The 15225-nt window shown below is 71.8% G+C and carries 11 protein-coding genes; 5 read left to right on the forward strand and 6 right to left on the reverse strand.

Translation table 11 applies throughout. The features are described 5' to 3' along the window. The first annotated feature begins 5 nt into the window (after window positions 1-5). The 5 genes from CLV30_RS04085 to holA all read left to right on the forward strand — a co-directional run bounded on the left by CLV30_RS04085 (window position 6) and on the right by holA (window position 6460). Window positions 6-974, forward strand: a complete 969-nt coding sequence (locus tag CLV30_RS04085) for a DegV family protein (RefSeq protein WP_106535893.1) — start codon at window positions 6-8, stop codon at window positions 972-974. A 202-nt stretch (window positions 975-1176) separates the two neighbouring features. Next, complete coding sequence (locus CLV30_RS04090) at window positions 1177-2166, forward strand: ComEA family DNA-binding protein (protein WP_205740437.1); 990 nt, start codon at window positions 1177-1179, stop codon at window positions 2164-2166. Next, window positions 2163-4628, forward strand: coding sequence for a ComEC/Rec2 family competence protein (locus CLV30_RS04095; protein WP_106535894.1), 2466 nt, complete (start codon window positions 2163-2165; stop codon window positions 4626-4628). The genes CLV30_RS04090 and CLV30_RS04095 overlap by 4 nt, the downstream gene beginning before the upstream one ends. Then, entirely contained in the window at window positions 4621-5427 is an 807-nt protein-coding gene (locus CLV30_RS04100) for an SCO4651 family lipoprotein (RefSeq protein WP_129710840.1), read from the forward strand. The genes CLV30_RS04095 and CLV30_RS04100 overlap by 8 nt, the downstream gene beginning before the upstream one ends. Window positions 5428-5467: 40 nt before the next feature. Further along, window positions 5468-6460 carry a DNA polymerase III subunit delta gene (holA, locus tag CLV30_RS04105; RefSeq protein WP_106535896.1) on the forward strand — a complete coding sequence of 331 codons (993 nt, stop codon included), beginning with the start codon at window positions 5468-5470 and terminating at the stop codon, window positions 6458-6460. 374 nt (window positions 6461-6834) lie between these two features. Here holA and CLV30_RS04110 read toward each other — a convergent pair whose 3' ends face one another. The 6 genes from CLV30_RS04110 to CLV30_RS04135 form a co-directional block, all read right to left on the reverse strand. Continuing rightward, on the reverse strand, window positions 6835-8835 hold the full coding sequence (locus CLV30_RS04110) for a glycoside hydrolase family 127 protein (protein ID WP_205740436.1): 2001 nt from the start codon (window positions 8833-8835) through the stop codon (window positions 6835-6837). Window positions 8836-8849: 14 nt separating this feature from the next. Beyond that, entirely contained in the window at window positions 8850-10853 is a 2004-nt protein-coding gene (locus CLV30_RS04115; RefSeq protein WP_106535898.1) for a glycoside hydrolase family 31 protein, read from the reverse strand. A 149-nt stretch (window positions 10854-11002) separates the two neighbouring features. After that, window positions 11003-11818, reverse strand: coding sequence for a carbohydrate ABC transporter permease (locus tag CLV30_RS04120; protein WP_106535899.1), 816 nt, complete (start codon window positions 11816-11818; stop codon window positions 11003-11005). Beyond that, window positions 11815-12828 carry a carbohydrate ABC transporter permease gene (locus CLV30_RS04125; protein WP_106535900.1) on the reverse strand — a complete coding sequence of 338 codons (1014 nt, stop codon included), beginning with the start codon at window positions 12826-12828 and terminating at the stop codon, window positions 11815-11817. Before CLV30_RS04125 ends, CLV30_RS04120 begins: the two co-directional genes overlap by 4 nt. A gap of 46 nt (window positions 12829-12874) precedes the next feature. Continuing rightward, a complete protein-coding gene (locus CLV30_RS04130; RefSeq protein ID WP_106535901.1) occupies window positions 12875-14128 on the reverse strand; it encodes a sugar ABC transporter substrate-binding protein in 1254 nt (417 codons plus the stop codon). A 35-nt stretch (window positions 14129-14163) separates the two neighbouring features. Beyond that, window positions 14164-15183: a LacI family DNA-binding transcriptional regulator gene (locus CLV30_RS04135; RefSeq protein WP_106535902.1), complete on the reverse strand. Its 1020-nt coding sequence runs from the start codon at window positions 15181-15183 to the stop codon at window positions 14164-14166. Between the last annotated feature and the right edge of the window lie 42 nt (window positions 15184-15225).

Genomic DNA, 15225 nt, shown 5'->3' on the forward strand with positions numbered 1-15225 from the left:
TCGTCGTGGGTGGCCGGGTCGCGGTGGTGACCGACTCGACGGCGCACCTCGCCCCGGATGTCGTCGCCGACCGGGGTGTCCGGGTGGTGCCGCTGCAGGTGATCGTCGACGGCCGGCCGTTCGACGACGGCGTGCCCTCTGACCGCACCGCTGGTGAGCCGTCCGGCGACGGTGCCAGTCGTGGGCCGGTCGACGGCACCGCGGCCGGGCGGGTCGCCGCCGGGCAGATCGCCGACGCGTTGCGCCGCCACGTGCCGGTGAGCACGTCCCGGCCGAGCCCACGGGCGTTCCTCGACGTGTACGAGTCGGCGGCGGCGTGCGGCGCGGAAAGCGTGGTGTCGGTGCACCTGTCCGCGAGCCTGTCCGGGACGGCGGACGCGGCCCGGCTCGCGGCGCGGGACGCGCCGGTGCCGGTGCACGTGGTCGACTCCCGGTCGCTGGGCATGGGGCTCGGATACGCCGTGCTGGCGGCGGCGGCCGCGGCGGATCGCGGGCTGACCGCGGACGAGGTCGCGGCGGCGGCCTCGGACCGGGCGGGCCGGTCGTCGGCGTACTTCTACGTCGACACGCTGGACTACCTGCGCCGCGGAGGGCGGGTCGGCGCCGCGTCCGCCATGGTGGGATCGGCGCTGGCCATCAAACCGCTGCTGTATCTGCGCGACGGCTGGATCGAGCCGCTCGAGAAGGTCCGCACCGCCTCACGCGCACAGGCCCGGCTGGTCGAGCTGGCCGTCGACCGGGCGGTGTCGGGACACGATCTCGCCGACGTCGCGCCCGGGCGCGCACACGGAGGCAACGGCCGAGTGGACGTCGCGGTGCACCACCTGGACAACGCCGTGCGTGCGCAGGATCTGGCCGGGAGACTGGCGGATCGGCTGCCCTCGCTGGGGGAGCTCGTGGTGAGCGAGGTCGGGGCCGTGATCGGCGCACATGTCGGCCCGGGCCTGCTGGCCGTCGTGATCAGCCCTCGCTGACGCCCGGCCTGCGCCGGGAATGATCACGTCCCGCATAGAATTCCATGCGTCACCACCCTGACAGGCCTGGTGATGCGGGGACGATCCTCGTGATGCACGGTCGCTCGGCGGTGTCCACAACGAGGGCGCGGCCGGCAGCGTCATCCACATTTCGGCGTCGGACGGTGGAGGCCGGTATCGGCCGTGTCTAGCGTGCTCAGGCATGCGACTCCTCCGCTCCGGCCGTGCCGCCGACGACCACCACGACGCCGCACTCGTGCGGGCGAGGATGGCGCGTGTCGTCGGTGCCGTCCCGATCGTCGACGGAGCGGCCGACTCGGTCCGCGCCCGGTTGTCCGCCCCGCTCCCGCCGGCGGCAGAGCGCTGGAGCGGCAGGCCGGACGACGCGGACCATGCGGACGCGAGGGAGGACCGTGCGGACGCGAATGCCGCGGACCGGACTGCTGCGCACGCGGACGCGCATGGACGCTCGCGGCTGCGCGTGGGCCTGGAACGCGGCCATGTGGCGGTGATCGCGGTGGTCGTGGTGCTCGGCGTGGTGGGTGCGGTGCTGCTGCTGACGTCGGGTCGACCGGAGGTCGTGCCGGTCGAGGCGACCGTGGAGTCGACCGGCACGGCGACGCCCACCGCGGAGCCGACCGAGAACGCGCCGGCCACGGCGGGGCATCCCGCGGCCGAAGCGGCTCCGGACGGACCGGCGGGTGCCTCCGACGCGACTCCCTCGGGGCCGATCGTCGTGCATGTCGCCGGGCTGGTCGCCGACCCCGGCGTCGTCGAGTTGCCGCCGGGTGCACGCGTGGTCGACGCGGTGAAGGCCGCCGGGGGACCGACCGACGACGCCGACCTGACCCCCATCAATCTCGCGCGCGTCCTGTCCGACGGCGAACAGGTGGTCGTGACGCCGACGCCACCTCCGGGCACACCGCTGGGAGCCGAGGCCCCGCCGGATGCCGGCTCGACGAGTGGAGACGCCGGCTCCGGTGCCGATGCCGGCCCGACGAGCCCGGTGGACCTGAACACGGCGACGTCCGCCGAGCTCGAGGAACTTCCCGGAATCGGCCCGGCATTGACGCAGCGCATCCTCGACTGGCGCGCCGACAACGGCGGGTTCTCGATGGTCGAGGAGCTACTGGAGGTGTCCGGTATCGGTGAGCAGCGGCTCGCGGATCTCGAGGGTCTGGTGACGGTGTGACGGCGCTGCCGGGCGCAGGCCGCCCGCTCGACCTGCGTCTCGTACCGGCCGCCACGGCGTTGTGGCTCGGCGCGTTCGCGGCGCTGTCGTCGTGGTGGCGGGCAGGACTGGTCGGGTGCGCGGCCGTCCTGGTGGTCGCGGCGCTCGCCGTGGTTCGGCTTCGGGACGACGGTCTGCGCCGCGCGGTGGCCGTGGCAGCGATGTGCGTGATCGCCGGGTTCGCGGTCGGAGCCGCCCGGGCGGTGCCGGTCCGGACGGGGCCGGTGGCCGAGCTCGCCGGTGCCGGTGCCTACGTGGAGGTCGAGGGGGTGGTCGCCGAGGACCCGCAGCGACGGCACGCGGCCGCGACACCCGGCTGGGCCGGCGACGACGCGGGCTACGTCGTGGTGCGCGTCCGTGTCGACCGGGTCACCGGGCGCGGCAGCAGCCATCGGGTCCGCACTCCGGTACTGGTCGTCGCCGGTGACGCCGCGTGGGCGTCGGTGCTGCCGGGCCAGCGGGTGCGTGCCGGGGGACGGCTGGAACCGACGCGAAGACCGGCGGACGACGTCGCGGCCGTGCTGCGTCCGCGGGCCGGTCCGGGGACGGTGGGCGGCCCGGGCCTGGTGGCCCGCGCCACCGAGCCGTTCCGTGCCGGGTTGCGCGGCAGCGTCGCGGGTGTGGGCGAGGACGCCCGAGGCCTGGTGCCGGGCCTCGTCGTCGGTGACGAGTCGCTGCTGAGTGACGACCTGCGCGACGACATGCGCACCACCGGGCTGTCCCATCTGACCGCGGTCTCCGGGACGAACGTGACGATCGTGCTGGTCGTCGTCCTCGGCGCGGCGCGCTGGGCGGGTGTGCGCGGCTACGGCATCCCGGCGGCCGGGGTGGTCTGCGTGCTCGCGTTCGTCCTGCTGGCGCGTCCAGACCCGAGCGTGCTCAGGGCCGGGGCCATGGGCGTCGTCGCCGTCGTCGGGCTGATGGTGGCCGGACGGCGCCGTGGCCTTTCGGCGCTTGCCGCGGCGGTCTGCGTCCTCGTGCTGGTCGACCCTTGGCTCGCACGCAGCGTGGGGTTCGTCCTCTCGGTCTGCGCGACGGCCGGCATCCTGCTCCTGGTGCCACGATGGCAGGCCGTCATGGGCTGGGTGCCGCGGTCGGTGGCGGCGGCGGTGGCTGTCCCGCTGGCGGCGCAGGTGGCGTGCGCGCCGGTGATCGTGGCGGCCTCGGGTGAGCTGAGTCTCGCGTCGTTACCGGCGAACATGCTGGTCGCGCCGGTGGTCGCTCCGGCGACGGTGCTGGGTCTCCTGGCGGCCGTCGTGAGCCCGGTCGTGCCCGGTGTGGCGGCGGTCTTCGGATGGCTGGCCGGTGTTCCGGCGTGGTGGATCGCCGCCGTCGCGCGCTGGTTCGCCGATCAGCCCGGTGCCGCGACCCGGTGGCCGGGGGGAGCAGCCGGCACGGTGGCCGCACTGCTGCTGGCGGGGGTGGCCGTCGTGGTGGCTCCGCTGGTGCTGCGCCGACCGCTGGTGTCGCTCGTCGCGGCGGCCGTTCTCGCGCTCGGCCTGTTCCGGGCCGCACCGACACCGGGCTGGCCGCCGCCGGACTGGGTGGTGGTGGCCTGCGACGTGGGGCAGGGCGACGCGCTCGCGCTGCGGGTCGCCGAGCACACGGCGGTGGTGGTCGACACCGGACGCGATCCACCTCCGGTCCGCCGTTGCCTCGACACGCTGGACATCCGGCACGTCCCGCTGCTCGTGCTGAGCCACTTCCACGCCGACCACGTCGGCGGCGTCCCCGGCGTGCTGGCCGGGCGCGACGTCGGCCGCGCCCTGGTGTCGCCTCTCGCGGAACCGGCGGGCAACGCCGCCGTCGCCCGTACGTGGCTCGACGACGCCGGCGTGCCCGTCGACGTGGCCCGTGCGGGCGAACGACGACGGGTGGGCGAGCGGTTGACGATACGGGTGGTGTGGCCGCGTCGGGTGATCGCAGCGCCGGGTTCGGCGTCGAACAACGCCAGCGTGGTCCTCGACGCGACGGTCGACGGAGTCGAACTGCTGCTCACCGGCGACCTCGAACCGCCCGCCCAGCGGGCGCTGCTTCGCGCCGAGCCGGACCTCGCGACGGACGTGCTCAAGGTGGCCCATCACGGCTCGGCGGACCAGGAGGAAGCGCTGCTGACCGGTGTCGGCGCGGACGTGGCTCTGATCAGCGTGGGCGAGAACGACTACGGGCACCCGTCGCGGCACGTGCTGCGCAGCCTGAGGGCCTCCGGCGTGTCGACGTTGCGGACCGACGAGGACGGCAGCGTCGCGGTCGTTCGCACCGGCGCGGACGGCCTGGGCATCGTGCGCCGCGGATCACGTGGTCCGCCGGTCCGGGGCCGGTCGCGGCCGATACGCTGGCCGCAGGTAACCCGTTCGGGTCGCCGCACATCTCGGGCACATCCCACCCATCGGCACAGGAACGAAAGGAATCCAGGTGCGTAGAACGCTTGCCGTGGTCGGTGTGCTGACGGTCGTGTCGGTCGCCGCGTGTGGCGACGAGTCGGCCGAGACCAGCGGATCGCCGACGGAGTACGGCAGTGTGTCCGAGCTGGTCGAGGCGACCGGCGCCGCGAGCGCCGAGTACGAGACCGCACAGCTGACGCTGACCGGATCCGGCGACGTGCTCAGCGGCGACGGCATGTCCGGGCAGATGCGCTTCGGCGATGACCACACGGATCTCGCGATGTACGCCGACGGCGCGAAGGGTGGCATCGTCCTGCTGGACGAGGTGGTCTACCTGAACTCCTCGCAGGAGATGGTGCCGGGTAAGCCGTGGGTCCGCATCGACCCGGAACAGGAACAGAAGGGCGTCGCGGCCTTCCTGCGGCTGATGGCACGGCAGATGATCCAGTCCAGTGACCCCACGCGCACACTCGGCGACTACGAGAAGGCGGCACGGATCGTGGCGGCCGAGCCGGAGAGTGTCGACGGCACCGAGACCGTCCGGCACGACGTCGAGGTCGATCTGAAGACGCTGGCCGACGTCGTCGAAGACGGCACCGACAAGCTGCTCATCCAGACGTCCGTCGACATGGGCGTCGAGACGGTCAAGTACAGCATGTGGGTCGACGGCCGTGACCTGCCGATGAAGGTCGAGACGGAGTCGATGTCGCCGCAAGGCGAACCCGTCAACTCGACGCTGACCTATGACGGGTGGGGTGATCCGGTGGAGATCGAGACACCTCCTGATGCCAAGACCGCCGACGTGTCGGAGGTCAGGATGCCGGGGATGCCGAATTGAGCACGGACGCTGTCGGTGCCGCATGCCATGCTGAGCTGACATGAGCGCACTGTCCACCGACCCGCTGGTACCGGTCACTCTCGTCGCCGGTCCGGAGAGCCTGCTCGCCGAGCGGGCGGTCGCCGCGGTCGTCCGGGCCGCCCGTGCGGCCGACCCGGACGCCGACGTGTCGCACACGACGGGCGGGGAGCTCACCGCGGGGGGCGTGGCCGAACACGTCAGCCCGTCGCTGTTCGCCACCCGCCGAGTGCTGGTGGTGAACGACGTCCAGGACGTGTCCGACGCGGTAGGCGAGCTTCTGGTCGAACAGGTCCGGGCGCCCGCCCCGGACGTGCACATCGTTCTCGTCCACCCGGGCGGGGTGAAGGGCAAGAAGCACCTCACGGCGTTGCGTAAGGCCGGTGTGCACGAGGTCGGCGCCGAGCGGATCACCCGGCCGGACGACCAGGTCGGCTTCGTGCGGGCCGAGGTGCGGCGGGCCGGCGGCCGTATCGACGAGCCCGCGGCGCGGCAACTCGTCGACGCGGTCGGCGGCGAGCTGCGCGCACTGGCGTCGGCCGCGGCCCAACTGGTCAGCGACTCCGCGGACGGCGTCGTGTCGGAGTCGGTCATCGCCACCTACTTCGAAGGCCGCGCCGAGGTCAAGGGCTGGGTCGTGGCCGACCGCGCCGTCGAGGGGAAGACCGGCGAGGCGGTCGAGCAGCTGCGGTGGGCGCTGGAGACCGGCACCGACCCGGTCCTGATCACCGGCGCACTGGCGACGGCGCTCCGGTCGCTGGCCCGCCTGTCGAGCGTGCCGCGGGGCCAGCGCGACGCCGACGTGGCGAGCGACCTCGGCGTGCCGCCGTGGAAGGTGCGCATCCTGCGTGGCCAATTGCGCGGCTGGTCCTCCGATGGTCTGGCCCGTGCGGTCCGGGCGGTGGCCGACGCCGACCTCGCCGTCAAGGGCGGTGGGAACGACCCGACCCTCGCGCTCACCACGGCGCTGGTGCACATCGGCGACGCGCGAGCGCAGCAGCCCGCCACCACCTGACATCCTCACTGGTGGACGTGAGGGACAGGCAGGAGCAGGCTTCTTGTCTGCACCCCGGGTCTGTCGGGTCACTCAGCGTCTGTCGGGTCACTCAGCGAACCCCGCGCACGAGTTCTTCACGGCTGGGAACTCGCTGGCGGCACCGGGCCCAAACCGCGACGGGCGTACCCTGAACGACCTGGTCACGAGGTCATGGCCTCGTGGCCCTGCGTAACGTCGTGGTCTTCCGTCACGTTCCGGGGCCGGAAAAGGGCTCTGCGCGTGACATGAGGCCACGACGTGACATCAAGCCACGAAGCCGAGCCAGTCGTGCAGGGTACCGCGATGCGGCCACGGTGCAGCGACGCCGTCGTCCAACGCTTGCGCCGCGGCGGTCAGCGGGTGAGCACCGGGAGCCACACCCGCATCGCAGTCGGCTCCCGCTCGGCCCACTGGTGGTACGGGGTGAGGGTCACGTCGAAGCCGTCCGTGCGGGTCTCGTCCGGGCCGGTCCCGTCCGGGCCCATCCCGTCGGCGTGCGCCTGCTCGTTCGACCGGGACGGGCCGAGCAAGGGCGCTCGCCGATGGTACGGCCAGCGGGAGTCCTCCGGTCCGGGCTGCACCACTGCCCGCACGATCACACGTCCGTCACGTGCCACGGGTTCGGTGTCCGTGTCGAGCACGACGTCCTCGAGGTCGACCCCTTCGGGTAGGTCGATCGCTTCCGCGCAGTACACGAGCGGTCCTCGCTCGACGGCCACGCAGCCTCGCACGGCATCGACGTGCCGGTCCGGCCAGGTGAAGCGCGGGGCCGTGGGCAGCTGCAGGCGCAGCTCTTCGCCGTCCTCCAGCTCGCGGTCCACGACCGCGAACCCCGGCTGTACCCGTCGCAGCCGCCCGCCCTCGTCGAGCAGCGCGTCCTCGGCCCATTCGGGCACGCGCAGCCGGAGCGCCACGGGCCCGGAGGGCGCTCGCACGATCCGGAACCGGACGAGGCCGTCGTCGGGGTAGTCGGTGTCGACGTCGACGCTGACGGACCGCCCGTCGCCGAGCTCGGCGTCGACGCGCATCCCGGTGAACTGCAGAAACGTCAGGTCGCGTTCGCCCGCGGATGCCGCGTAGGCCTGCCAGCTCGCCAGCGTCCGCGCGACGTTCGTGGGACAGCACGACACGTCGAACCACGCCGCGCGCGCACCGCTTTCCGCGCGCAGGCTCACGCCGTCCTCGCCGGGCCAGTCGTCGGCGACGCGCTGGTGCAGCGGGTTCGCGTAGAAGAACGCCCGGCCGTCGGAGCGCGGCGAGGTCGCGACGACGTTGAGGAACGTGCGCTCGATCAGGTCGGCGTACCGGACCTCACCGGTGGCGAGGTAGAGCCGCCACGACACCATGACCGACGCGACGCCCGCGCACGTCTCGCAATAGGCGCGATCCGACGGGAGCTCCCAGTCCGAACCGAAGCCCTCGTCCTGGTGTCGTGAGCCCATGCCCCCGGTCAGGTACGTCTGCCGCGCCACGGCGTGCGCCCATTGCCGTTGCACCGCGTCGAGCAGCGCCCCGTCGTCGCGCTCCACGGCGACGTCGACCGCGGCGGCAGCGAGGTACAGCGCACGCACGGCGTGCCCGCGCCAGGTGTCCGCCTTCCGGATCGGCACGTCGTCCTGGAAGTAGGCCCGGCCCAGCGGGATGTCGCGCAGTGTGCCGTGCCCACGTCGGTCCAGGAACAGCTGTGCCTGTTCCAGGTAACGCTCCTCGCCCAGGACACGGCCCAGTTCGGCGAGCCCGACCTCGATCTCGGGATGCCCGCAGACGGCGCGCAGCCCGTTCTCGCCGAACGTCTCGCAGACGTGATCCGCGGCCCGCCGGGCCACCTGCACCAGCTCGTCCGTGCCGGTGGTGCGCAGCCGGGCGACGGCCGCCTGCAGCAGGTGCCCGGTGCAGTACAGCTCGTGGCCCATCTCCGGATCGCTGTAGCGCGGCTGCTGCTGCGGGTGCCCGTAACAGGTGTTGAGGTATCCGTCCGGGTCCTGGGCGGGCGCGATGCGCGCGGTCAGCCGCCGCACGGCGTCATCGACGACGGGATCCCCGGATCGGGCGAACTCCCAGCACAACGCCTCGATGAGCTTGTACACCTCGGAGTCGGAGAACGACCAGCCCGGCCGGTCCGGGCCGGTGGTTCCCGCCGCCACCCGGTCGAAGTTGGCCAGCCACCCGAGCCGTTCCATCCAGTGCTCGCAGTGCTCGAACGTGGCCGCCGCGTTGGTGGCCTGGAGCGTCGCCCAGAACCCGCCGGTCAGCTCGATCTCGTTCACCCCGAGCGGCCGTCGCCGTCCGAGCGAGGGGACGACCGGTCGCCCTCCGGTGGGGTCGGTGCCGGTCGACGTGCGTTGCGCAGTCACGTTGCTCCTTGCGGTCATGCGGACAGGGGGATGTCGGCACCCTCGCGGGTGAAGACGGGAATCCGGTCGATCGGGCTGTCGACCTCACGCGTGCGGCCGCCGTCGACGGCCTCACCCGTGGCGGCGTCGACCCAGCGCGTCCCGGCGGGCAGGTAGACGCGGCGGGACCGTTGCCCGGGGTGCGTCACCGGCGCGACCAGAATGTCCGGCCCGAAGAGGAACTCGTCGTCGACGTCCCATGCCCGCGGGTCCGCGGGGTGGTCCACGAACAGCGGGCGCATCGGCGGCAGCCCGGCCCGCGACGCGGCCGTCATCTGCTCGTGGATGTACGGCCGCAGCCGCTCACGCAGCTGCAACAGGCCGGAGATGATCTCATGGGCCTCGTCACCGTACGACCAGATCTCGTTCGGGCCGCCGGTCTGCGCGTACGACGTCGGGGTGCGGGGCTCGCGGTCTCCGTGCAGCCGGAACAGGGGACAGAACACGCCGTACTGGAACCAGCGGATCATCAGTTCCCGGTATGCGGGGTCGCGGGCGTCGCCGCCGTGGAAGCCGCCGATGTCGGTGGTCCACCAGGGGATGCCGGAGATCGCGATGTTCAGCCCGGCGCGCAGCTGCCGGCGCAGCGACTCCCACGTGGCCGGGATGTCTCCGGACCACACCGCCGCGCCGTACCGCTGGGAGCCGGCCCAGGCGGAGCGGCACAGCAGCACGGTCGGCTCCCGCCCGGAGGTGGCCATCCCCTCGGCGAACAGCCGGGCGTTGTCCCGCGGGTAGATGTTCGCGACCTCCGCCCCCGGGCCCGCGTACATGGTCAGGTTCTGCGGGTGGGCCGGGTTCAGCTCGGGCTCGGACGCGTCCAGCCAGAAGACCCGGATGCCGTGGTCGAGGTAGTTGCGGCGGATCAGGTCCCAGACGTACTGGCGGGTCGCGGGGTTGGTCGGGTCGTAGAACGCGACCGGCATCGGGGCGGCCATGCCCTTGTCCTGGATGGTCTGGTGGAACTCGACGCCCTGGTCGGAGCCGACCAGCAGGCCACGGTCGCGGAACTCGGCGAAGTTCTCCGACAGCGGCGAGACCGTGGGCCAGACCGAGACCATGAGCTCGACGTCCATCTGCGCCAGCTCGGCCACCATGGCCCGCGGATCCGGCCACTCCGCGGGGTCGAAGCGGTAGTCGCCCATCGCGGACCAGTGGAAGTAGTCGGTGACGACGACCGACAGCGGGAGTCCGCGGCGCCGGTGCTCCCGGGCGACGCCGAGCAGCTCCTCCTGGTCGAGGTAGCGCAGCTTGCTCTGCCAGAACCCGCTGGCCCATGCGGGCAGGTCCGGGGCGTGCCCGGTCGCGTCGGCGTAGCGGGCGAGGATCCCGGCCGGCGTCGGCGCGGCGGTGATCCAGTAGTCGATCTCCCGCGCCTGGCCCGCCTGCCAGCGGGTGCCGTTCTCGGCGAACTCGACCCGTCCGACGGCGGGGATGTTCCACAGCAGCCCGTAGCCGCGGCTGGAGAGCACGAACGGGATCGACACCTCGGCGTTGCGCTGAACCAGGTCGAGCGTCAGCCCCTTGATGTCCAGCCGGCCGTGCGTGCGCTGGCCCAGCCCGTAGAGCCGCTCGTCCGGGTACGCCGCGAACCGCTGGTGGATCTCGTACGCACCGGACCGGTTGCCCTGGAAGTGCCGCGCGCCGGGCAACCAGAAGTGCTCCCGGCTCTCGGCGAGGAGCTCGGCGCCGGTACTCGTCCGGGTGAAGGTCAGCAGCGGCTCCGGGTAGGGCGCCTCGCGGTCGAAGGTCACGTCGACGGTGAGCTCGCCGTGCACGATTCGTGCCGAGCCGTCGTCGACGTCGATGGCCGGCGGGTCGGCCGCGGGCGCGACGTCGAGCGCTCCGTGACTCTCCGAAGGGATCCGGTACTGCGCCGCGCGGACGCGGACGCTGTCGGCGCCCCAGGCTTCGATGGTCAGGACTTCGTGGCGGTGCCGGACCTCGAGGCCGTTCGGCGTGCGGTGGAACGAGACCATGGATGGTGCTCCTCGGAGATGGAGAGTGGTGGCGCGGCAGGTCAGGGCCCGCCTGCCGGCGGGCGTCGGTTGCCCGCCGGCACGGCGTCGGTTGCCCCGGGCGGGGCGTCGGTTGCCGGCCGGGGCCCGCCGTTGCCGGCCGGTGGCGGTCAGTCCTTGATGGCGCCGGCGGTGACGCCGCCGGCCACGTAGCGCTGCGCGACGACGAGCAGCACGGCGGCGGGAATGGACGCGACCACGGCGGTGGCCATGATCGAGTTCCACTGTGTCGTGTTGTTCCCGATGTAGCTGTAGATGCTCAGCGTGATCGGGATCTGGTCGCCGTTGCGGTTGAGCGTCGAGGCGAAGATGAAGTCCGACCACGCCCAGAGGAACGCGAACAGCGAGACGGTCAGCATCGCGTTCCTGCTCACCGGCAGGACCACCGAGCGGAACGTGCGCCACGCGCCCGCGCCGTCGATCTTGGCCGCGTGCATCAGCTCCTGCGGGATCCCGGACATGAACGCCGTGAACAGCAGCACGCCGAACGGCACGGCGATCGTCGAGTCCGCGATGATCAGGCCCCAGACGGTGTTCAGCCAGCCGAGCCGGACGTAGATGGCGTAGAAGCCCATCGCCATCACCACGCTCGGGATCATCTGCGCCACCAGCAGCGTGAAGTTCAGCGGTCCCGCGCCCCGCGGCCGGAGCTTGGCGATCGAGAACCCGGCCGGCGCCGAGATCGCCAGCGTGAGCGCCACGCAGCCGAGGCCGATGACGAGGCTGGTGACCAGCGCCGGAAGCTGCTGGGCGAACACATCCGAGAACCCGACGAAGGTCGGGTCCCACGGGAACCAGTGCGGCGGGTCCGCACGCATGTCGCTCGTCTTGGTCAGCGACACGTTGAACATCCAGTAGACCGGGAAGAGCATCAGCGCGGTGAACAGGATGCCCAGGGCCGTCTTCCACCACATGCGTGCCGTCATGTCCGCTCCTGCCGTCGCTGGAGGTAGAGATGGACGAAGCCGAAGACCAGCGCGATGACGATCAGCAGGTTCCCCACGGTGGCGGCGGGGGAGAACTCCGGCTGGCCGGTGCCGAAGGCCTCGCGGTAGGACCAGATCGCCAGCGTGGTCGACGAGTTGCCGGGGCCGCCCGTGGTCATGATCCAGATCACGTCGACGACCTTGAGCGTGTAGATCAGCCCGAGCAGCAGCGTCACCGCGGACACCGGCCGCAGCAGCGGGAAGGTGACCCGCCAGAACTGCTGCCACACGCTCGCGCCGTCCAGGGCGGCCGCCTCGTACAGGTCCTTCGGGATGTTCTGCAGGCCGGCGTAGAGGATCACCAGGTTGAACGGGATGCCGAGCCAGATGTTGGCGATGATGACGGAGGTCAACGCCCAGTCCGGCGAGGTCAGCCAGTTGATCTGGCCGATCCCGAAGGACTCCAGCACGGAGTTCACGATCCCGTTCTCGCTGTTCATCATCCACGACCACGTGGACGCCGAGACGATCCACGGCAGCAGCCACGGGATCAGGAACATCCCGCGCAGCAGCCCGGACAGCCGGAAGTTGTTGTGGAAGAACACCGCCAGGGCGAGCCCGACGGCGTACTGCGCGGCGATCGACACGAACGTGAACAGCGCCGTGTTCCGCAGCGCCAGGCCGAACGCGTCCGACGTGACGACGTCGACGTAGTTGGCCAGGCCGAGGAACTCCGGGTTGCCCATCACGAACGCGCGGGGCGTGTAGTCGTGCAGGCTGAGGTCGACGTTGCGGTACAGCGGGTACGCGTAGAAGATCGCCAGGTAGGCGAGCAGCGGCGCGATGAACCCGAGGGCCGCCCACCGCGGCTCGCGTAGCCGGGATCTGCGGGCGACGTTCTCGGGCGGACCGTCCACGCGGCCGCCGGACGGGCCGGAAGGCGGCGTCACGACCGCCTCCCGGCCGTCGGCTTCGGTGCCGCCGGCGGTCTTGGGGCTGGTGGATCTCATGTCATGGTTCCTCGTTTGACTCGTACAGAGCCCCCGCGGCCGAAGGTCACTCGATCTCAGCCTCGGCATTGGACTGCGCCTCGGCCAGCGCATCCTTCGGGCTCATCGAGCCGCTCAGCGCCTTCTGCACGGCCGTCCACAGTGCCTCGGAGATCTTCGGGTAGTCGGTGCCGAGGTCGTCGCTGGTGCGGCCCTTGGCGTTGCGCACCGCCTCGACCCACGTCTCGAGCTCGGGATGCTGCGCCAGCAGTTCCTTCTGCCCGGCCTGCGTCGACGGGATGTAGTAGGCGAACGTGTTCGCGGTCTTGACGAGACCCTCCGGCGTGGTCATGCACTCGACGATCTGCTTGGTGACGTCGTAACGAGCCTCGTCCTCCTGGACCGGCGCGGTGATGAACTCGCCGCCGGTGGGTGTCTGCGCGACGCCGCCGTCCCGGCCGGGGATCTGGATGACACCGGTCGGGAACTCGGCCTCGGCGGCGCTGTTCACCTGCCAGGTGCCGTTCTCGGCGAACGCGAACCTGCCGGTGAGGAACTCCTCCCAGGTCGTGTTCTGGGAGTTGTTGATCACCGTGTTCGGCGCGTAGCCGGCGTCGAGCCATCCCTTCCACAGCTCGAGCGCCGCGACGGCCTCGGGAGAGTCGAGATCGCGCAGGTCCGCGCCCGCGCCCCAGAACCACGGCAGGAACTGGAACGAGCCCTCCTCGGTGCCGATGCCGGCGAAGGTGATGCCCTTGTCGCCGTTCGCGACGACCTTCTCGAGCGCCGCGGTCAGCGACTGCCAGTCGGTGATGGAGGCCGGGTCGACGCCGGCGGCGTCCAGGATCGTCTTGTTGTAGTAGAGCGAGAGCGTGTTGGCGCCGATCGGGATGCCGTACGCGTCGCCGCCGACGACCCCGGCGGCCAGCAGGTTCTCGTCGAACCGGGAGGTGTCCAGCCCGAACTCGGACATCGTGGTGAGCATGCCGGCGTCGGCGAGCGTGGAGACCGCGGGGTTGTCCAGCAGGATGATGTCCGGCGAGTTGCCCTCCTGCGCGGCCAGCAGCGCCTGGTTGGTGAGCGCGGTGGTGTCGTAGGCGGTGCGCTCGATGGTCACGCCGGCTTCGTCGCCGCAGGCGGCGACGCGCTGGGCCCAGTCGGACGACTCGTCGTGCTGGGGGTACGGGTCCCACCAGGTGTAGGTGTCGCTGCCGGCTTGCGCGCTGTCGTCGGACGACGAGCAGGCGGACAGCCCGGCGATGCACAGGACCGCCGTTCCGGCCGCGCTCACGGCGCGGACCGGGGTGGAGAAGCGCTTCACGGTGTTCCTCCTAGAACCGTATGGATTCGGATGGATCAGGTGGGCGGGGCCGCGGTACTCCCGCGGTCGACGAGCTCGGGGGAGACGAACCGCACGACGTGCGGCTGGTTCCTGGCCTCCGGCGACTCGATCCGGCGGACGAGCTGGCGCACCGCCATCCGGCCGAGCCGGTCGGGTGCGCTCTCGATCGACGAGAACGGCAGCGAGAAGGTGCGCGCGAACTCGTCCGAGTAGCGGCCGATGACGGACAGGTCCGCGGGTGCGCTGAGCCCGCGTGCGTGCAGCACGGACGGCAGCGCGGCCGCGGCGGCCTCGTTGTTGAGCAGCAGCCCGGTGGCGCCCGGGTGCGTGTCCAGTAGGGAGTTGAGCAGTTGCCCGACGGCGGGTTGCTTGGACTCGCCGAACACCGCGTGCAGCCGGACGCCGCGGATCCTGGCCTGCTCCAGGGCCGCGTCCTGCAGCCGCCAGACGTACGCGCCACCGCGCTCGACGACGTGCTCGGGCTGCGAGACCAGGATCAGCTCGCGATGGCCGAGCCGGTGCATGTGGTCGACCATCATCCGGCCGGCCTCTTCGAAGTCGAGGTCGAAGACGTCCAGGCTGGAGCAGTCGCCGGGCAGTCCCACGAGCGCGCCCGGCTGCGGCGCCGCACGCAGGACCGGCAGGCGCTTGTCGTCCTCGGCGACGTTGAGCAGCACGACGCCGTCGACCATCCTGGAGTCGGTGATCCGGCGCAGCGCGCGTGCGCCGTCCGACTCGGTGACCAGCAGGATGTCGTAGTCGAGCTCGCGGGCGGTGTCCGAGACACCGAGCATGTACTGCAACATGGCCGGTGCGAACTCGTCCTCGTGGAACTGCGCCAGCAGGCCGATCACCATCGTCTCGGAGGTGGCGAGCGCGCGTGCTCCGGCGTTGGCGGTGTAGCCGAGCTCGCGGACCGCGTCGTCGACGCGCTGTCGTACCTCGGCGGAGATGGACCGCTTGCCGGACAGCGCGTACGACGCTGTGCTGCGCGAAACCCCGGCGGCACGCGCCACATCACCGATGGTGACCACATTCGCCTCCTCGTCACGCCGAACCGGTTCGACGCCTGTCCG

The organism is Haloactinopolyspora alba, assembly GCF_003014555.1.
GTDB classification, from domain to species: Bacteria; Actinomycetota; Actinomycetes; order Jiangellales; family Jiangellaceae; genus Haloactinopolyspora; species Haloactinopolyspora alba.